This window comes from Halomonas sp. 111 (assembly GCF_052379685.1).
Classification (GTDB): Bacteria; Pseudomonadota; Gammaproteobacteria; order Pseudomonadales; family Halomonadaceae; genus Vreelandella; species Vreelandella citrativorans.
In genome coordinates this window covers 1-19,046 of the sequence record NZ_JBQSYV010000016.1, presented here as the reverse complement: position 1 = coordinate 19,046, position 19,046 = coordinate 1, and the positions used below count along the sequence as shown (strand labels likewise).

General features: G+C 56.1%; 19 protein-coding genes and 1 other RNA gene. 12 read left to right on the top strand and 8 right to left on the bottom strand.

Annotation, left to right across the window (positions count from 1 at the left end):
* Complete coding sequence (gene rpiA / locus ACT3T7_RS12735) at nt 1–672, bottom strand: ribose-5-phosphate isomerase RpiA (RefSeq protein ID WP_193053417.1); 672 nt, start codon at nt 670–672, stop codon at nt 1–3.
* Between the two features lie 181 nt (nt 673–853).
* Here rpiA and ilvA point away from each other — a divergent pair, with 181 nt between their 5' ends.
* Entirely contained in the window at nt 854–2,368 is a 1,515-nt protein-coding gene (gene ilvA / locus ACT3T7_RS12730; RefSeq protein WP_441678701.1) for a threonine ammonia-lyase, biosynthetic, read from the top strand.
* 390 nt (nt 2,369–2,758) lie between these two features.
* Here the strand turns inward: ilvA and ACT3T7_RS12725 are convergent, their stop codons facing one another.
* From ACT3T7_RS12725 to ACT3T7_RS12715, 3 genes are all read right to left on the bottom strand, one after another.
* Nucleotides 2,759–3,385 carry a 5-formyltetrahydrofolate cyclo-ligase gene (locus tag ACT3T7_RS12725; protein WP_444631223.1) on the bottom strand — a complete coding sequence of 209 codons (627 nt, stop codon included), beginning with the start codon at nt 3,383–3,385 and terminating at the stop codon, nt 2,759–2,761.
* Between the two features lie 6 nt (nt 3,386–3,391).
* Nucleotides 3,392–3,575, bottom strand: a non-coding RNA gene (gene ssrS / locus ACT3T7_RS12720) — 6S RNA.
* A 53-nt stretch (nt 3,576–3,628) separates the two neighbouring features.
* On the bottom strand, nt 3,629–3,928 hold the full coding sequence (locus tag ACT3T7_RS12715; protein ID WP_172118924.1) for a cell division protein ZapA: 300 nt from the start codon (nt 3,926–3,928) through the stop codon (nt 3,629–3,631).
* Between the two features lie 161 nt (nt 3,929–4,089).
* On the opposite strand from ACT3T7_RS12715, the gene ACT3T7_RS12710 reads away from it, so the two are divergent.
* From ACT3T7_RS12710 to ACT3T7_RS12695, 4 genes are all read left to right on the top strand, one after another.
* A complete protein-coding gene (locus ACT3T7_RS12710; protein WP_087106933.1) occupies nt 4,090–4,668 on the top strand; it encodes a UPF0149 family protein in 579 nt (192 codons plus the stop codon).
* A 15-nt stretch (nt 4,669–4,683) separates the two neighbouring features.
* Entirely contained in the window at nt 4,684–6,021 is a 1,338-nt protein-coding gene (gene pepP / locus ACT3T7_RS12705; RefSeq protein ID WP_444631221.1) for a Xaa-Pro aminopeptidase, read from the top strand.
* Between the two features lie 89 nt (nt 6,022–6,110).
* Complete coding sequence (gene ubiH, locus ACT3T7_RS12700) at nt 6,111–7,340, top strand: 2-octaprenyl-6-methoxyphenyl hydroxylase (RefSeq protein ID WP_444631220.1); 1,230 nt, start codon at nt 6,111–6,113, stop codon at nt 7,338–7,340.
* 99 nt (nt 7,341–7,439) lie between these two features.
* Nucleotides 7,440–8,693 carry a UbiH/UbiF/VisC/COQ6 family ubiquinone biosynthesis hydroxylase gene (locus ACT3T7_RS12695; RefSeq protein WP_444631219.1) on the top strand — a complete coding sequence of 418 codons (1,254 nt, stop codon included), beginning with the start codon at nt 7,440–7,442 and terminating at the stop codon, nt 8,691–8,693.
* On the opposite strand, the gene ACT3T7_RS12690 is transcribed toward ACT3T7_RS12695, so the two are convergent.
* The 3 genes from ACT3T7_RS12690 to gpmI all read right to left on the bottom strand — a co-directional run bounded on the left by ACT3T7_RS12690 (nt 8,690) and on the right by gpmI (nt 12,835).
* The gene (locus tag ACT3T7_RS12690) at nt 8,690–9,991 is read right to left on the bottom strand and encodes a S41 family peptidase (RefSeq protein ID WP_444631217.1); all 1,302 of its coding nucleotides are present in this window, start codon (nt 9,989–9,991) and stop codon (nt 8,690–8,692) included. The genes ACT3T7_RS12695 and ACT3T7_RS12690 overlap by 4 nt on opposite strands.
* A 124-nt stretch (nt 9,992–10,115) precedes the next feature.
* Entirely contained in the window at nt 10,116–11,252 is a 1,137-nt protein-coding gene (locus ACT3T7_RS12685; RefSeq protein ID WP_444631216.1) for a murein hydrolase activator EnvC family protein, read from the bottom strand.
* A 20-nt stretch (nt 11,253–11,272) separates the two neighbouring features.
* Complete coding sequence (gene gpmI, locus ACT3T7_RS12680; protein ID WP_444631215.1) at nt 11,273–12,835, bottom strand: 2,3-bisphosphoglycerate-independent phosphoglycerate mutase; 1,563 nt, start codon at nt 12,833–12,835, stop codon at nt 11,273–11,275.
* Nucleotides 12,836–13,120: 285 nt separating this feature from the next.
* Between gpmI and ACT3T7_RS12675 the strand changes: the two genes are divergently transcribed.
* From ACT3T7_RS12675 to ruvX, 7 genes are all read left to right on the top strand, one after another.
* Complete coding sequence (locus ACT3T7_RS12675; RefSeq protein ID WP_193053411.1) at nt 13,121–13,543, top strand: rhodanese-like domain-containing protein; 423 nt, start codon at nt 13,121–13,123, stop codon at nt 13,541–13,543.
* A gap of 49 nt (nt 13,544–13,592) precedes the next feature.
* Complete coding sequence (secB, locus tag ACT3T7_RS12670; protein WP_172118917.1) at nt 13,593–14,105, top strand: protein-export chaperone SecB; 513 nt, start codon at nt 13,593–13,595, stop codon at nt 14,103–14,105.
* A 2-nt stretch (nt 14,106–14,107) separates the two neighbouring features.
* The gene (locus ACT3T7_RS12665) at nt 14,108–14,863 is read left to right on the top strand and encodes a 16S rRNA (uracil(1498)-N(3))-methyltransferase (RefSeq protein WP_444631214.1); all 756 of its coding nucleotides are present in this window, start codon (nt 14,108–14,110) and stop codon (nt 14,861–14,863) included.
* Nucleotides 14,864–15,067: 204 nt separating this feature from the next.
* A complete protein-coding gene (locus ACT3T7_RS12660) occupies nt 15,068–15,760 on the top strand; it encodes a CvfB family protein (protein ID WP_444631213.1) in 693 nt (230 codons plus the stop codon).
* A 75-nt stretch (nt 15,761–15,835) separates the two neighbouring features.
* Nucleotides 15,836–16,798 (top strand): glutathione synthase, encoded by a 963-nt coding sequence (gshB, locus tag ACT3T7_RS12655; protein WP_193053408.1) that lies wholly within the window; start codon nt 15,836–15,838, stop codon nt 16,796–16,798.
* 66 nt (nt 16,799–16,864) lie between these two features.
* Nucleotides 16,865–17,422 (top strand): YqgE/AlgH family protein, encoded by a 558-nt coding sequence (locus tag ACT3T7_RS12650; protein WP_444627770.1) that lies wholly within the window; start codon nt 16,865–16,867, stop codon nt 17,420–17,422.
* A complete protein-coding gene (gene ruvX / locus ACT3T7_RS12645) occupies nt 17,422–17,877 on the top strand; it encodes a Holliday junction resolvase RuvX (RefSeq protein ID WP_172118912.1) in 456 nt (151 codons plus the stop codon). The genes ACT3T7_RS12650 and ruvX overlap by 1 nt, the downstream gene beginning before the upstream one ends.
* Before the next feature lie 15 nt (nt 17,878–17,892).
* On the opposite strand, the gene pyrB is transcribed toward ruvX, so the two are convergent.
* Complete coding sequence (gene pyrB / locus ACT3T7_RS12640) at nt 17,893–18,918, bottom strand: aspartate carbamoyltransferase (protein WP_172118936.1); 1,026 nt, start codon at nt 18,916–18,918, stop codon at nt 17,893–17,895.
* Nucleotides 18,919–19,046: the final 128 nt, after the last annotated feature.

Here is a 19,046-nt window from a genome sequence, read left to right as displayed (position 1 = left end):
TTAACGCACGATACGCTCAACACCACCTGCTTTACCCAGCAGCAATACATCGGCCCCGCGCGCGGCAAACAAGCCATTGGTCACAACGCCGACAATGGCGTTAATGCGTGCTTCCATGGCAACCGGGTCTTCAATCATAAAATCAAAACAGTCGATAATATGATTGCCGTTATCCGTGACGACGCCCTGACGGTAGACCGGGTCGACACCCAGTTTCACCAGCTCACGGGCCACGTAAGAGCGTGCCATGGGAATGACTTCCACCGGCAAAGGGAAATCGCCCAGCGTTGCCACGTACTTTGAACCATCGGCGATGCAGATAAAACGCTCGGCACAGGCCGCCACGATTTTCTCGCGAGTAAGTGCGGCACCGCCTCCTTTAATCATGTGTAAGTGAGCATTTACTTCGTCGGCGCCGTCGATGTAGAAGGGGACGGTGCCTACGCTGTTGAGTTCAAACACTTCAATGCCTAAACCTTCCAAACGCTTGGCACTGGCTTCTGAGCTTGCCACCGCGCCTTTAAAACGGTCACGAAACGGCCCTAATCGATCAATAAACAAATTAGCCGTTGAGCCAGTGCCAATGCCCAGCACGGTGTCCTTTTCCAATCCTGATTCAATCTCTTTAATTGCCGCATCTGCGACGGCGGCTTTGAGTTCATCTTGAGTCATGTGTTTTTCCAGGTCAGAGGAGGAGGGTTATTGCGTTAGTATACCGACCAAAGCGCTGGCTGCCGATGGAAACACAGTAGACGTCGGTAGGCGTAATCTGCTACCAATACAGGCTTTGTTAGTGTTTTAACCCCTCGCCGTAACGCGTACTCTCACTCACGATTTTCCATTGGATACCTGCATGCTTGAAGCTACCGTCAAAAAGATTCTCCAGGCCAACGTTTACGAAGCCGCTTGTGAGACCCCGATCTCCCCCGCTCCCTTTTTGTCGCGTCGCTTTAACAACCAGATTTTGATTAAGCGTGAGGACCTACAGCCGGTGTTCTCGTTCAAGATTCGTGGCGCCTATAACAAAATGGCTCAGCTCACCGAGGCGCAAAAGGAAAAAGGCGTCATTGCGGCGTCTGCGGGTAATCATGCACAAGGTCTTGCCATGGCGGCAAAACTGATGGGCGTGAAAGCGGTGATTGTGATGCCGCGTATTACGCCGGAAATCAAGGTGCAGGCGGTACGTGCTCGAGGGGCAAAAGTCGTGCTGAAAGGCGATGCGTTTGCCGCTGCTGCCGAGCATGCTCAAGAGTTGATCAAAGAGCACGGCTACACCTATATTCCGCCGTTTGATGACATTGATGTGATTGCAGGCCAGGGCACGATAGGTGTCGAGATTCTGCGCCAGCACAGCGGGCGTCTGGACGCTATTTTTGTGCCTGTTGGGGGCGGCGGATTGATTGCAGGCGTGGCGGCGTACGTAAAGTACTTGCGCCCTGATATCAAGATTATCGGTGTAGAGGCGGAAGACAGCGCCTGTCTAAAAGCCGCTTTGGCGGCGGGTGAGCGCGTCGTGCTCGACCAGGTTGGTGTATTTGCCGAAGGTGTCGCGGTTGCTCAAATTGGCGAGGCACCGTTCTCGCTGGTGAAGGACCTGGTTGATGATGTCATTACGGTGAATACCGATGAGATGTGTGCCGCCGTCAAGGACATCTTTGACGATACCCGTGCCGTTGCTGAAACTTCCGGAGCGCTGTCGCTTGCCGGCTTGAAAAAATATGTACAGCAAACCGGCGCTGAGGGAGAAACGCTGTTATGTATTAACTCCGGCGCTAATACCAACTTCGATCGACTACAGCATATTGCCGAGCGTACCGAGCTTGGCGAACAGCGCGAAGCTATTTTAGCGGTGACCATTGATGAAAAACCCGGCAGCTTTAAAAAGTTTTGCCGGGCGCTGGGTAAGCGCATGGTGACCGAGTTCAGCTACCGCTATGCGGACGAAAGCGACGCGCATATTTTTGTAGGGATTCAAGTAAAGCCGGGCGGCGAAGATCGTCAGGCCGTGATCGCCAAGCTGCGCGATGGTGGTTATCAGGTGGAAGATTTAACCGATAACGAACTGGCCAAGCTGCATATTCGCCATCTAAGCGGTGGCCGGCCCAGCGAGCGCTTTGAAGAAGAAGTGTACCGTTTCGAGTTCCCTGAACGCCCGGGTGCACTGATGAATTTCCTGACTCAACTGCCCCATGATTGGAATATTTCACTGTTCCATTATCGTAATCACGGTGCGGCTTATGGTCGCGTCCTGGTGGGTATGCAGGTTCCCGGCAGTGACCAAACTCATGTGGCAGATTATCTGGATGCGATTGGCTATCGTTACTGGCGAGAAAGCGACAACCCGGCTTACCAGCTGTTCATGGCCTAGGGTGTTTTGATAGGTGGGTAAGTGCTCGCTAACTGCAAAATTCAGGGCCAATAAGGGCTCATGAGTTATCAAAACGTCTAAATAAGCAAAAAAACAGCCTGTTTTGTCGTTGTCATTGATGCCCTTATGGCCCTATAGTCGTCAACGATATTTATGTGGTGCGTCGCCCTTTCTAAAACGCAGGTGGGTGATGCATTAATGCATTGGCGAAAGGTGTTGGAGAATCGGCATGCGGCGGAAAAAGCCTGATATGGTAATGGCATTAACAGTAGTGTTCTTGTTAGGCGTACTCGCCACTGGCTATGCACAGGCGTTATCGGGAAGTTAAACGTAACGCTTAAGGCATCGCAGCCATTTGCCAAAAGGTAGTGTGAGCTGACTTTAAGAGAGTCAGCTCTTTTTTTTGCCAGCACGCACGATACTTTCGTCGCTAACCACGGCGGTTAGCGGCACATCCCAGGGTTCAACTGGGAGCGATTCGACACGCTGACAGGCGTGGGCAACGCCAATTAAGGCAGGCGCCGGGCCTTGCCTGCGCATAAACGCAAGACTGCGGTCGTAGAAGCCGCCCCCCATCCCCAGGCGGTTCGCCTCGTCATCAAACCCTACCAGCGGCACAATGAGCGTATCCAGCGCCCAAGCGGGCAACCGATTGTGGCGGTGAGCGCCAAACCGGGTATCCGGTTCAAGAATCCCAAAGCGGTTTTTTACCATGGGCGTCGTCGCGTGGTAGTTAACGAACCACAGTGAGTTATCGCTTAGCGGGCGCAGAACCGGGAGATAAACGTCGACATTACGCTGGCGGAGCCAGGGTAGTAAAAGCGTAGGGTCGATTTCGCCGTTAACCGGTAAATAGAGGCTGATGCGCTTGGCGCGCTGAATTTCAGGCAACCGTTTGAGCTGTTGGCAAAGGCGTAGAGCGGCTTGGCGCTGCTCATGTTTTGAAAGGGCGAGGCGTCGTCGGCGTAACGCAAGGCGCAGGGTGCGCTTGGCCTCAGGATGATGCAGGCTTTCCATAAATAAGAGTTCCCCAGAGTGCCGCTGTCATTCTGGCCCTGAACCTACTGGTTCAGAGTGGGTGGCCGCAGCCAAACCGTCAGGCTTTCCGACGCACGGACATGCACACGGGTCTGGCTAGCAATTGGCCCCCTGGGTACTGCGCATAGGCTCGAGGGACTATAACGACTGGCGTACACCCCAGAGAACCCCGCTATTCTAACAGAGCCAGCGGCCATGCCAAAGTATTGAGTGAAAGGTTGCCTAAGGCTGGCGGGTTTTTTCTAACGCCCGCTCAAGACGGTCATTTAGCTTGTTCAAGTTGGCTTCGCTTGCCCGGTGCTCATCCAGCGCTTCAAGCAGTTCATGAGTGATATTAAGCGCCGCGATCAACGTGACACGCTCACTGCCCAAGGTGCCGCTTTGCGCTTGGATACCGTTCATGGCGCGGTCCAGATAGCGAGCGGCACGATCAAGCTTGGCTTCTTCCCCGGTATCGCAGGCAATCACATAGCTGCGCCCGAGAAGGGTAATTTCTTTCGTTGGCCGCTTGGCGTTACTCATTTAAAGCTCCAGCGCGGGCCAGCGAGGGGCCCAATGCGTTAACATCATGGCATAGGAAAACAGTCGTCGCTCACTATAAGAGAGGCGCTTGTACGGGGTCAACGCGCAAGTGTCCAGGGCGCATTAACGTATGAATCATTATTACACAGCGAGTTATTACTATGTCATTGATTGATGAGCGCCAGGATTTTTCTGACGTAGCCGATGTTTTTTTGCTGCATGGAAGTATGCAGTCACCGGCCTTTTTAGACGGACGTTTAAGCGCCCTTTTAGCGCTGCGCGATGTAAGTGCCGAGGCATGGCTTGAAGAGGTCTGCATAAGCCTGGGCGTTGAGCAACCGCGTGACCAGCCCAGTGCAGAACGCCTGCTGGGTTGGCGGCGCCAAACGCTGGAGGCGCTTAGCGCCAGCGACCTGAACTATGCGCCGCTACTCCCCGATGAGCTGTTCTCGCTGGGCGAGCAAGCCCAGGGGCTAAAAGAGTGGACGCTGGGCTTTATGGAAGTCGTCGAGGAAGTGGTGGATGGCGAGCTTCGCGAGCGCTGGTCACAAACGCTGAGTGAGGCGATTGACGATTTGGCAGGCATTGGCCACATCGAAACAGATATTGACGACAGCCCTGAAAATGAGAATGACCTGTTTGCCCTGACAGAGCACGTGCGGATGGCTGCCATGCTGCTGTATACCGAGCAGCACCCGGGCAAGCCCCAGGTTGAGCAAGCCGACGCGCCCGTTCACTAATTCTTCGGAGGTTGTATGTTGCCTGAGTTACTTCCCCGGCCGCCTGCGATTGGCAACGAAGAGTATCGCGCTCGCCGTGACGCCATGATTGCGCAGTTGCCCGCAAACGCCGCTGTCGTGCTGCCTGGTGCTTCACTGGTTACCCGTTCACACGACAGTGAGTACACGTTTCGTCAAAACAGTGATTTTTACTATCTGACCGGAATCACTGAGCCTGATGCGCTACTGGTGCTGCTTCCCGGTCATGACGCCGGGCAGAGCATTGTGTTTTGCCAGGACCGCGACCCAACGATGGAGGCCTGGACAGGCCGCCGTTTGGGCGCCCGGGGCGTTGAAGCGGAGCATGGCATCGACCAGGCGTTTGAAAATGCTGACCGCGAGGCACAGCTGCCAGCGCTGCTGGAGGGCCGCGAACTGCTTTACGTGCCCCTGGATAATCCCGACGCGCTGGGTATTGCCGAAGAGGCTTTCTCCTTCGCCCAAGTGGGGCTGCGCCGTGGGCGGGCCCCGCTCAAAGGCTGGCTGGATGTCAGCGCGCTGATTCATGCGATGCGGCTAATAAAAAGTGAGGCCGAGATTGCCCTGCTGCGCCATGCCGCGGCGATTTCAGCGCAGGCCCATGTGCGTGCCATGCAGGCATCGCGCCCCGGGCTTTACGAGTATCAGCTGCAGGCCGAGCTTGAACATGAGTTTGTTTGGCAGGGCGGCAGCGGGCCTGCTTACAGTACGATAGTGGGCGGCGGTGTGAACGCATGCGTATTACACTATATCGAGAATCGTGCAGCGCTAACCAACGATAGCCTGGTGTTAATTGATGCCGGGGCCGAGTTTGAACTCTACGCTGGCGATATTACCCGTACCTTTCCGGTAAATGGCCGGTTTAGCGAGGCTCAGCGGGCCCTTTATCAAGTCGTACTGAGCGCCCAGGAGCGCGCAGTCGCCGCGATAAAACCCGGGGCAACGCTCGTTGATGTTCACCAGAACGTCGTTAAGGATTTAACGGCTGGGTTGATTGCGTTGGGGTTACTTGAAGGCGATGTTCAAGCCCGGATTGATGATGAAAGCTACCGGCGCTTTTACCTGCACTCTACGTCCCACTGGCTGGGGCTGGATGTCCACGATGTTGGTAGCTACCGGCTGGATGAAAAAACGCCACGACCTTTAGTTGCGGGTATGGTGTTAACCATTGAGCCAGGACTCTACATTCCCGACGCAGAGGATATCCCACCTGCGTATCGTGGAATCGGTATCAGGATTGAGGATAACGTCGTAGTGACCGACGAAGGGTATGAAAACCTGACGGCGGGAGTACCTAAAGGCATGGCTGACATTGAAGCGCTAATGGTTAAATAATAAGCGTATATTGATTGCCTGAATATCTATTATGTAATTTACGTTACGCCATTACGATATGGCGGTGCGCCAGGTGACAGGAGATGCTAATGCCGTCGTCGACGGATACGCCAGTAAAGACGACCACACACGATATCGTGATTGTGGGGGGCGGATTAGTGGGCGCCAGCCTGGGCTGTGCACTGGCCCCGCTTATCAAGCGTTATGGCTGGAAAGTTGCCATTATCGAAGCGACGCCGATTAATGAAGCGCCGCTTGAAGAGAGTTGGCAGCCGAGCTTTGATGCGCGTGCAAGCGCCATTGCTGAAGGCTCAGCGCAGCGTTTTCAACAGTTGGGCATTTGGGATGCGATGCAGGGCGAAGCAACGCCTATTCGGTATATTCATATCAGTGAGCGTGGCCGCTTGGGAGCGACGCGGCTCAGTGCTCAGGAGTTAGGCGTCGATGCGCTAGGCCATGTTATCCCCAATGCCTGGATGGGCCGTGTCCTTCACCACCATCTTAAAACGCTGCCGGTCGATTGGTACTGCCCGGCCAAGGTAGAAAAGCTTGCCCCAGAAGGTGGCGGGCACTATCTGCGCCTTTCTGACGGCAGCGAGCTGCGCGCCGCCTTAACCGTGCTGGCCGATGGGGGACGTTCGGGGCTTAAAGAGCAGTTGGGTATCAACAGTCGCCATAATTCCTATGAGCAGACAGCACTCATTACCCATGTGGGCATCAGCCAGCCACACGAGGGTATTGCCTATGAGCGCTTCACTCAGGAGGGGCCGGTTGCCTTGTTGCCTTTGCCAGGCCAGGCAATGGAGCTGATATGGACACACCCCAGCGGTCAGGAACATGCTCGAATGGCACTCCCGGACCGTGAGTTTCTTGCCCAACTGCAGAGCGCCTTTGGTGACCGGGTGGGACGTTTCACTCGCGTAGGAAAACGCTACAGCTACCCGCTTTCGTTGGTAACGGCAGAAGAGCCGGTTCGTCCGGGGCTGGCGGTCCTGGGAAATGCAGCTCATGCGCTGCACCCTGTTGCCGGTCAAGGCTTTAACCTGGCGTTACGCGGTATTATGGACCTCGTTGAAGCGCTTGAGCAGGGCGAACAGACCGGGCTGCCACTGGGTGATATGACGACGCTGCAGGCCTTTGAGCAGAAGCGTGCGCGTGATCGCCGCAATGTCATTCGCTTTAGCGACGGGTTGGTGCGCCTGTTCGGACACTCGTTACCGCTTCTGCCCCACGCTCGGGCAGCCGGGCTTATCGGCCTTAACCTTGTAGGGCCGTTGCGACGCAGCCTGGCGCGCCGCGCGATGGGGCTGGAGCGTTAGGTATGCCCCGCTGTTTAAGATTAAAGATGCCAAACGCTTAGCCGGCTATTTGGCTCAACAGGAACAAAGCTCTAAGAGCTGGGCTCGGATAGGAGCGTTATGGATACGCACGCGACAGACACTGCACCGACAGAAAATTTTGACGTTATTGTCGTGGGCGCAGGCATGGTGGGGACAGCGCTAACAGCCTTGCTGGCACAAGCAGGTATGCATGTGGCACTGGTGGAGGCGCGCCATGAACCCCAGCGCTGGGAGGCCGTTAACAAGACGCTTCCCACGCCACGGGTCAGTGCATTAACGCCTGTATCTCAGCGCCTGTTAACCCATCTGGACGTTTGGCCTGCCATGGCCGAATGTCGCGTAACGCCGTATCGCTATATGCAGGTATGGGATGCGGAAGGTAGTGGTGAAATCAAATTTTCGGCCGATGAAGCCGGGGTGCCCGTACTTGGGCATATAGTAGAGAATGCGATTACTCAGGCGGCGCTCAATGATGCGGTACTGGATCATCCCAGAGTAGAGTGTTTTTTTGGTTGCCGGGTTCAGGCGCTACAAACCTCAGCGACAGGCCGTAGGTTAGTGCTGGACGATGCGCGCAAGCTGCATGCACCGCTGCTGGTAGCGGCGGATGGTGCGCGCTCAACCCTGCGGGAGCTGGCCGACATAGAGATCACCAGCGACGATATGGGCCAAGAGGCTGTGGTCACTACCGTCAAGTGTGCTCATGTACACGGCAGCACCGCGCGGCAAGCGTTTACCCAGAGCGGCCCGCTGGCCTTCTTGCCGATCACGCTAGAGGAGGATGCACGCTACTGCTCGATTGTTTGGTCGACCACGCCCGAGCACGCGCTGACGCTCAGCCATTTTACGCCTGATGAGTTAGGGAAAGCGCTGGGCGAGGCGTTTGGTTATCGCATGGGCGAGGTGGAGGTGTGTGATCGTGTGTATCGTTTCCCGCTGGTACAGCGTCATGCAAGGCAGTATGTATTGCCGCACTTCGCGCTGACCGGCGACGCGGCGCACAGCATTCATCCGCTGGCAGGGCAGGGCGTTAACCTCGGTTTGATGGATGCCGCGGTATTGGCTGAAGAAGTGGTTAGCGCCTGGAGGCGCGGCGCCCCGTGGGGTGAGTTAACCACATTGAAACGCTATGAGCGCAGGCGGCGCTTGGATAACAGTGCCATGTTAGGGCTGATGAAAGGGTTCAGGGAGCTGTTTGGTACCCAAATGCCGCTCTTTACACTGGCCCGTAATCTCGGCATGAGCGGTATGAATCAGTTAAGTCCTGTTAAACGCAGCGTCATGCGGCAGGCCACCGGAGAACGGGGGCGCTTGCCGCATAGCTGCCGCTAACGGCGGCGGTCGACCACATTAAGCGCTTTGAGAAGATTGAGCGCTTCGCTCATTTGGTAGTCATCACGTAGCCGCTCGGTCGCGGACGAACGTGTCTGAGTGGCGGGCTGTTGTGCATCCAGGTGGCCGCCCAGGTCCGCCTCGCGAAGCTCCTGGCGGTTTTCGGCGACTTCCAGGCGGCCCCGCACTACTTCTACATCGGGCACGATGCCCTGCGCCTGAATGGAGCGTCCGTTTGGCGTGTAGTAAAGCGCGGTGGTGAGTTTCAAACCTTCACCATTACCCAGCGGCATGACCTGCTGAACGGAACCCTTTCCGAAACTGTCTGTGCCCATAATGACGCCGCGGCGTTGGTCTTGAAGCGCACCCGCCACAATTTCTGCGGCCGAAGCGCTGCCGCTGTTAATCAGCACGACCAGCGGAATATCACTGGCGGGCGTGGCGGATGAGGCTGAAAATGACATGGCGGTATCGGAAAGCCGGCCTTCGGTATACACAATCAGGCCGTTATCCAGAAACAGGTCTGCCACACCGGCCGCCGCTTGGAGTACACCGCCGGGATTATTGCGGAGGTCAAGAATCAACCCTTCCAGCGGCTGTTCGCGCGTCATGCGCTCTATTGCCTGGCGTGCCTGTTCTGGCGTACGCGACTGAAACTGACTAATTCGCAGGTAGCCATAGCCGGGCTCAAGAAGCTCATGCTTAACGCTTTCGCTGCGGATGGCCTCACGGGTAAGGTTGAACTCACGCGGGGTGTCCTCTCCCGTGCGTAGAATCATCATGCGCAACTGGCTGCCTGGTTCGCCGCGCATTAGCGTAACGGCTTCTTGAAGCGACATGCTTTCAGTCGGCGTACCGTCAATGGCAACGATAACATCCCGAGGAAGCAGGCCAGCCCGTGAGGCGGGCGTATCATCAATCGGGGTGATCACCAGGAGTTGGCCGTTTTCCATGCCAACTTCTATACCAATGCCGCCAAACTCTCCTTGAGTGGTTTCTCTCAGGCTTTGATACTCTTCCGCATCAAGATAGGCGGAGTGAGGGTCGAGTTCGCTGAGCATACCGCGCATGGCGTTACGCAGCAGCGTGCGGTCATCGACCTCTTCAACATAGCCACGCTTGATGCGCTCGAACACCTCGGCAAAGGTCTGGATCTCTTCAAGGGGTAATTCATCAGCTGCCGCTTGGTTGGCGGGCTGGGCAAACAGCGGTAGCGGTGCCGACAATAGCGCAACAGGAAGCAGAGTCACCAGAAGGCGCTTGGCAGAGGCCGGTACTTCGTTAACAAATAGCGTCATGCAGACTCCGCAAGGCGTTAGGCAGTGTTTAAAGCTGCCCCAGGTTGACATTACCGTTCTGTCTGAAAAGTGTCTGCGTTCGGCAACGTTTCAGACAGAACCTAATACGGTTCAGCTTATCCCGTCAGCGGCGCGCAATCCAACGCTGTGGGTTAATTGGTTTGCCACTCTGACGTACTTCAAAGTAGAGCGCATTACTCGATTGTCCACCACTGTCGCCTACGCGGCCAATTTCGTCGCCACGACTGACCTGCTGACCAGGGCGTACGCTAAACTGCTGTAAGTGAGCATAGAGCGTCATGATCTGGTCGCCATGGTCAATAATCAGCAGGTTGCCGAAGCCGCGCATCCAGTCGGCAAATACTACCCGCCCGGTGTGCACGGCGTTTACCTGCGTGCCGGCGCTTGCCTGGATGACAATGCCGTTATAGTGAACGCCATCACGACGATTAAATGTTGTGGTGATGGCACCTTGCACGGGCCACGGCAAATCCCCTTGAGTACGGGTAATCTGAGTGCTGGGCGTGGGGGCATCCAGGCGGGCTAGTTCCTCTTGAATTTCACGCAGCTTACGCTCGGCCTGCTCCCGGTTATCGTTAAGATCCGCCAGGCGATCGGCTTCGCTACCATAGCGATCATCCAGCGTGGCCACGACGTTGCGCCGGTCGGTGGTGCGCTCGGCAAGCCGCACCCGCTGCGCATCCAGCTCGGCGGCGACACTTGCCAGGCGCGTTTGGCGCTCGTTAAGGGCCTGCTCCGTATCGGCAAGCGCGGTATTCAGCCGGGCAATCTCGGCAAGACGTTCGTTGCGTGCTTGAGTAAAGCGGTTCAGGTAAGCCTGCATACGGTCAAGCTCGGCCGGGTCGCCCTGGTTCAGCAGTAGCTTGAGCTGTGGCGTCGGCCCTAGCCGGTAAAGCGCCGCGAGTTGTTGGCTAAGAGCGGCGTACTGGCTGGCTTGCTCGTCCTCCAGGCGGTCGCGATGCTGGCGCAGCTGGGTCATTTCATCGTCCAACTGGCGCCGCTCGGCCTGTAAGGCATCCAGCCGCTGGTGAGTGTCGGCCAGCTCCGTTTCAACCTCGCGTAGTTCACGTTCGGCGCTGTCCCGTGCTTCTCCTGTTGTACTCAGCCGCTGCGTAAGCGACTCAATTTCCTGGCCAAGCGCATCCAGCTGCTGGCGCGTTGCCTGCTCATCCGACTGGGCCAAACCCGCCGGTGAGTACACAATGACCAGTAGCGCACCCAGTACTAACGCGGTTCGCACAGGACGTCGCAACGGTATGATCAAGTGAAATCAATCAGCGGGTTCCCGGTCATGGCCTCGGGAACGGGTTGATTCATCATGGTCAAGAGTGTGGGGGCCAGGTCGCACAGGCGGCCATCGCTTAACGTGCCGGCTCGCTCACCCACGTAAACCAGCGGTACCACAAAGGTGGTGTGGGCTGTTTGGGGGGCGCCTGTGACCGGATGCACCATTTGTTCGGCATTGCCGTGGTCGGCGGTTACCAGGCAAGCACCGCCAGCGCGCTCAATCGCGTCAATAACGCGGCCAACGCAGATATCGACCGTTTCAATGGCTTTTACCGCCGCGTTGAAGTCGCCGGTATGGCCCACCATATCGCCGTTGGCATAGTTACATACGATGAAGTCAAAGCGGCCGCTGTCGATAGCCTCAACGAGGTTGTCGGTGATCTCGTAAGCGCTCATCTCGGGTTTTTCGTCGTAGGTCTTCACGTCCCGAGGGGAGGGCACCAGAATGCGCTCTTCGCCCTCATACTCGGCTTCGTTGCCACCCGAGAAGAAAAAGGTAACGTGGGGGTACTTCTCTGTTTCGGCGATACGTAGCTGCGTTAAGCCGCGCTTGGCGACGACTTCGCCCAGGGTATCGTTGAGATCAAATGGCGGAAACGCGGCCGGCGCAGGAATGTCCGCTGCGTACTGGGTCAACATGACCAAGCCCTTGCCCGCCAGCGATGGGCAGGCCCTGCGCGAAAAGCCGCTGAAGTCAGGCTCTACAAATGCACGGGTAAGTTCGCGCGCGCGGTCAGAGCGGAAGTTAAGAAACAGGGCGGCGTCACCGTCTTGCAAGGTAACGCACTTGTCGTTGAGCAATACGCAGCTTGGCAGGACAAATTCGTCGGTTTCGCCGCGCTCATAGGCGTCGCGCAACGCGGTTTCGGCGCTGGTAGCATAGATGTCAGCCTGGCCTTCGGTCAGCAGATGGTAGGCTTTTTCTACCCGCTCCCAGCGGTTATCGCGGTCCATGGCGTAAAAGCGGCCAATAATGGAGGCCACAAAACCATTTTCAGCGCCTACCAGCTCGGCCAGGCGGGCATTAGCGCGTTCGATAGAAGCCAGCGCGCTTTGAGGCGGCATGTCTCGGCCATCCAAAAATGCATGAATAAAGATACGTTGCGCGCCGCGGCGAGCCGCCAGTTCGGCCATCGCGATGAAATGATCTTCATGGCTATGTACGCCGCCAGGCGAGAGCAGGCCCAGCAGATGAACGGCGCGGTCATTGGCCACGGCATCATCAATCGGCTGTGTCAGGTTTTCGTTAACGTCCAGATCGCCCTCTTTAATGGCTTTGGTGATCCGTGTGAAGTCCTGATAAACGATGCGTCCGGCACCCAGATTCATATGGCCCACTTCTGAGTTGCCCATTTGCCCATCGGGCAGGCCTACGTGGTGGCCGTCAGTATGCACAAACGCGTGTGGTCGATTCGCCCAAAGCGCATCCATTACGGGCGTGTTGGCCGATGCCACCGCGTTATTAGCGCTATCGGGGTTGTGTCCATAACCGTCAAGAATGATCAGCGCGACGGGACGCGGAGTAGACGTAGCCATAAGAACCTCGTTCGGTTGAGTAATCCAAGCGGCGTAAAGCAATCAGCAACGAAAGCGCTGTTTGAAAGTAAAGAGGTTTAAAAAGGTGAGTCAACTCACGTTATTTTCAAACAACTCCTTGTGATCAGGGTCGCGACTGATGCACGCTTGGGGCATCATAACGTAGGCGACCGCCGGGCGTCATGAGCAAGGCCTGCGCGGGGTGCCCTGTGACGTGTATACTTATCGCGTTTTGACGGCGGCGTTGCCGCTTTTTTCTGCATAGACCAAGAGATTGTGTTCGCGATGATCGATCAGTTGTTCGAATTCGTACAGAACCACCCCCTGCTCGTTGGGGCGTTTTTGCTGGTGCTAGTAGCGTGGCTTATTTATGAAACGCGTAGTGCTTCAACCAATGCGGTGACCTCAACCCAGGCCACCCAGCTCATCAACCGAGAAGATGCGGTTGTGCTGGACATTCGTGAAAGCAAAGACTTCAAAGCCGGGCATATTGCTGGCGCACGTAACATTCCCCATAACAAGCTTGATAACCGTATGAACGAGCTGGATAAAGTGAAAAACCAGCCGATCATCGTCGTATGCAAGCATGGGCAAAGTGCAGGCGCGGTTCAAGCCAAGCTTGCCAAGGCCGGCTTCGAGCGTGTGACTAAATTGAAAGGTGGCATGGCGCAGTGGCAGGCCGATAGCCTTCCCGTCGTTAAGAAGTAAGCGTGCTCACCTTTTACTATTGATTCAATGAACAACGAGGAGTTTCCCCATGGCGGAAGATAACAACACCCCGCAGGCTGGTGCAGCAGCGTCCGGCGACAAGCCGCAGCTGAAGTTCTCTATGCAGCGTATTTACGTGAAAGATATCTCCTTTGAAGCACCTAACTCACCGTCTGTTTTCAAGCAGGCGTTTAAGCCGAAGGTGAATCTGGATCTTAATACCACCAGCACTAAAATCGATGACGACCAGTATGAAGTGGTTGTGAAAGTCACCGCTCAGGTCAACGATTCAGAAACCGGCACCACCTCGTTTCTTGCAGAGGTTGAACAAGCGGGTTTATTCCGTATTTCGGGCATCGAAGGCGCTCAGTTGGAACAGACACTGGGTGCGTTCTGCCCCAACCTGCTGTTCCCTTACGCGCGTGAGTGTGTCGATAACCTGGTCAACCGTGGTGGCTTCCCGCCACTGATGTTGGCACCGGTGAACTTTGAAGCCATGTACGCCCAGCGTAAGCAGCGCGAAGCGCAACAGGCAAACCAGGCCGAAGTGAGTACTCACTAAGCATGCAGGCTGCCGACTGGTATGCCGTGCATGGCAAAATGCCGCGCCTCCATGTACCGGCTGTTTTTGCAGTAGGCCAAGAGGTAGTGCTGCCGGAAGGCCCGGCGCGCCATGTCACCCGCGTGCTACGCATGGGTGAGGGCGCGCCTTTGGTGCTGTTCGATGGCCAAGGCAATGAAGCGGGCGTCCGCTTGGCCGAGGTAGGGCGTAAGCATACGACGGCGGTTATCGACGCCGTTTGGGTCGGTGAGGGGGAGTCACCCTTTGCTGTGCACCTTGGCCAGGCGATTTCCAAAGGCGACCGGATGGATTACGCGATCCAGAAGGCGGTTGAATTAGGTGTCGCTACTATCACGCCACTGTATACAGAGCGTGGTGATGTACGTTTAAAGGGGGATCGTGAAGCCAAAAAGCTGGCCCATTGGCAGGCTGTTGCGGCAAGCGCTTGCGAACAAAGTGGCCGGGCGGTCGTGCCTGTTGTTCACTCGCCGCTAAGCCTTGTTGAGTGGCTAAGTGCCCGCCAGGAGCCGCTTCGCCTGATGCTGCACTTGGCAACGGGCAATGCGTTTGATCAGCCGGAACGCCCTGAGGCTGCCGCACTTTTAATTGGCCCTGAAGGTGGCTTAACGGAGGCGGATATTGCAGCCGCTCAGGCAGCTGGCTTTACGCCATTAACGCTAGGGCCACGTGTTCTGCGTACGGAAACAGCCCCGGTGGTTGCCTTGACCCTTCTACAGCACTACTTTGGTGATTTGTAAGCGTCTACTAACACCTTCATTGATCCCCTTCCTCAGTGGCCTGCTGTTTAGCGTTAGCCTTCGCTATAGGCTTTACAAGTGTGAATGAGTAGCCATTAGCCTGGCCTGCGTTAAGCAGCGGCCATCACTATGTAGCGGGCCAGCTGCTTTGCTCGGTGATCCTCAGGCGCCATACTATAGACTCACTTTTTAAGGACGGCACCCATGGTCCGTGAATCAACGACTCCTCCTCGCGCTACAAGCGACGCCTCTGCCCAGTTAGGCGAAGTGGCGTATTTAACTGTTGTGACCGTTAATAACACGGGCGCGTTTTTGCGTTGGGGACAGCCCAAGGACGTTCTCTTGCCGTACAGTGAGCAAATCTTCCGGCCGGATCCTGGCAAGCGGGTGCTGGTCATGCTGTATGAAGATGACCAGGGGCGGCCTGTGGCCTCCATGCGCCTTGATCGCTTTTTAACCGATGATGCCTGGGCGCTTGAAAAGGGGAATGAGGTGAGCGTCGTGGTCGCTGACCGCACCGACCTCGGTATGAAAGTAGCGGTTGATCACCGCTATTGGGGGCTCATTTATCAGGATGATATTTCTCAGCCGCTGCGCCGCGGGCAGGCGCTAAAAGGCTACGTCAAGCAGTGCCGTGAGGATGGCCGGTTGGATATTTCTCTGTTGCCGCCAGGCGCGGCGCGGCTAGACGTCGTCGGCGATAAAATACTCAAAGCACTGCGTGAAAGCGGCGGCTATCTACCGCTGGGCGATAAAAGTGACGCCCACGCGATTAAAGCGCGGTTGGGAGTGAGCAAAAGTGCGTTTAAACAAGCCATTGGGCGGCTTTATAAGCAGCAACTGATTACCTTGGAGCCTGACGCGATACGGCTGGTGCCGGGCGCGCTTGCTCCGTAACGGCGCCAATGGTTGGAGCTTGACAGGCAGTACGGCATACTGCCTACCTATTGTTTACGTATGGATTGTGCCCCGATGAGTCAATCAAATCTGCATCTCGGCGTCGTGATGGACCCCATCAGCGACATCGCTTACAAGAAAGATACCACCATAGCCATGCTGTGGGCGGCCCAGGAACGCGGCTATATCCTGCACTATATGGAGCAGGAAGATCTTTTCTTACAGGCGGGGCAAGCCTACGCACGCATGCGACCACTAACCGTGCATCGCGACCCTAACCATTGGTACGACCTGGGTGAAGCGGCTGCCCGGCCACTGGCTGAGCTTGATGTGGTGTTAATGCGTAAAGACCCGCCGGTGGATGCTGACTTCACCAATGCGGTCCACCTCTTGGGTTTTGCTGAGCGTGACGGCGTGCTTATTGTTAATCCAACCTCAGCACTTTTACAGTGTAATGAGAAGTTGTTTGCCCAGCAGTTTCCTCAGTGCTGTACGCCCACCATGGTGGCCAGCCGCGATGATGTGCTGCGGGCCTTTCATGCCGAGCACGGCGATGTGATTTTCAAACCGCTGGACGGGATGGGCGGCACCGGGATTTTCCATATCGGCCCTGATGGCCGCAATATTGGCGCGGTCATTGAGCAGCTAACGCTGCGTGGTCAGCGCCAGATTATGGTTCAGCGCTACCTGCCTGACATTAAAGACGGCGACACGCGTATCCTGCTGGTGGACGGTGAGCCGGTACCCTTTGGGCTGGCGCGCATCCCATCGGCAGGTGAAACGCGCGGCAACCTGGCAGCCGGTGGCCGTGGTGTCGCACGTGATCTCACTGAGCGTGATTACTGGTTGATTGAGCAAGTACAGCCAATGATTCGTGAAAAAGGCCTGATGTTTGTAGGGCTGGACGTGATTGGCGACTACATCACTGAAATTAACGTTACCAGCCCCACCTGCGTGCGTGAAATTGATGACCAGCGCGGCACGAATATCGCGGGCCTGTTGTTGGATGCCATCGAACGTCGCTTGAGCGCTGCTTGATACGCCTGATTCACACTTGATGATAAGAAAGGTCTGCTGGCTATGTCAGCAGGTCGTAGGAGACGCATGCAAAGTTTGAAACACCATTTTTTAATGGCGATGCCGCATCTGGATGATCCTGACTTTGTGGGCAGCCTGATCTACCTCTGTGATCATGACCATAATGGCTGCATGGGGGTTATCACCAACCGCCCGTTGGATATGACGCTGGATGCACTGTTTGATCAGTTGGAGCTGGGGGGGGAAGACAGCCCCCACCGCAATGCTCCGGTCTATTACGGTGGCCCTACGCACAAGGATCGCGGCTTTATCCTCCATCTTGGCGATAGCCAGGAGTGGGACTCCAGCGTTCAGGTAGAGGATGGTGTGGCGCTGACGACCTCTATGGACATTCTTCAGGCGCTAGCTAACGGTGAAGGTCCTGAGCACTTTCTGATTTGTCTGGGCTGCGCGGGCTGGGAAGTCGGTCAGCTTGAAGATGAGCTAAAGGACAATAGCTGGCTGACGGTTGAGGGCCAGACGGAAGTACTGTTCAACACACCACCTGCTGAGCGCTTAACGGCTGCCGCAGGATTGTTAGGAGTGGATCTATACCTGATGACTCGTGATGCAGGGCACGCGTAATGGCAGAGGTTGGCCAGCGCTTAATTCTTGCCTTTGATTATGGGACGCGGCGTATTGGGGTAGCCGTGGGCAATGAGCTTTTAAAAAGCGCCCGCGAGCTTTCCCCACTTACTGCACGTGACGGCATCCCCGACTGGAATAAAGTAGAGCAGCTGCTGAAAGAGTGGCAGCCGGACCTGCTGGTCGTTGGCTTACCGCTCAATATGGATGGCAGCGAATCGGACATGAGTAAGCGTGCCCGCAAGTTTGGCAACCGTTTACATGGGCGCTACGGCAAACCCTGCGTGATGGTAGACGAACGTGGCTCTACCCGCGAAGCCAAGCTAATTGCCCGCGAAGCGGGTCACCGAGGCAACTACCGTGAAGAGAGCGTCGATGGCATTGCGGCGGTGTTGATTTTGGAAGGCTGGTTTGCCCATCAGGAAGGTCTTCCCGATGGGCGTTCTGCTCTCTAGCGTATATAAGTAGCGTTAGCGATCCAGTGTCCCGATCTGGCTGGGTACAAACCAGCGCACCGGGCGAAGGTCTTTCTCAATCAGTGAATCGACGTGCAGCAGCGTTGCAAAGATAGCCATCCGCATGGCGATGCCGTTATCTGTCTGACGAAAGATCGCCAAGCGCGGGTCGCCGTTAAGATCCACGTTCAAGTCATTCGCGCCGGGGCGGCTATCGCGGGGCAGCGGGTGCATAACAATGGTCGACTCACTGCAGCGTTGATCCAGAAACGCCTTGTTGACTATAAAATCATCCGAGATGCCCTGGAAGTTCTCGTTCATTTCTTCGGTAAAGCGCTCTTTCTGAATTCGTGTGGTGTACACAACATCCAGATCACTGAAGTCAGTGGCTAAATGATCGCGTACCTCTACCTGGTGCCCGCGTGATGTGACCAGGTCAATCAGTGCAGTAGGCATTTCAAGCCCGGGCGGCGATACCAGTGTGATACGTAACGGATCGTATAAAGAAAGCAGCTTGATCAGAGAGTGCACCGTACGCCCATACTTGAGATCGCCGGTCAGCAGAATATGTGCTCCGCCAAACGATTTGCCTAATCGCTGAAACTCCTTATCGATCGTATAGATATCCAACAGGGCTTGGCTTGGGTGTTCACCTGGGCCGTCGCCGCCGTTAATCACCGGTACATTCGTCGCCGCCGCAAACTCGGCAACAGAGCCCTGGTCCGGGTGGCGCATGACAATCGCATCGCAGTAGCCACTCATTACCCGACTGGTATCGTAAAGCGACTCGCCTTTGGCCATGGATGAGAACGTAAAGCCTGTGGTATCACATACGCTGCCGCCCAACCGACAAAACGCCGTATGAAAACTTACCCGGGTGCGCGTACTGGCTTCGAAGAACAAGTTGCCCAAAACGGCGCCTTCAAGAACACGGGTAACCTGACGGCGCTGGGCAATGGGCTCCATTTGGGCCGCAACGCGTAGAAGGTGGTTAACGCTGTCACGGTTTAAGGAGTCAACGGATAGCAGATGGGGGCTCATCATGGACCTCATGTTGAAGTAGAAGGCGAAGTGGGTAGATGAAGTGGCTGGGTGTAGTGTAACCGCCAATACGTGGTTCGCCGAAGTGCTTTCACGGCCTTATAAAAGAGGCTGCTGACGTTTTTCAA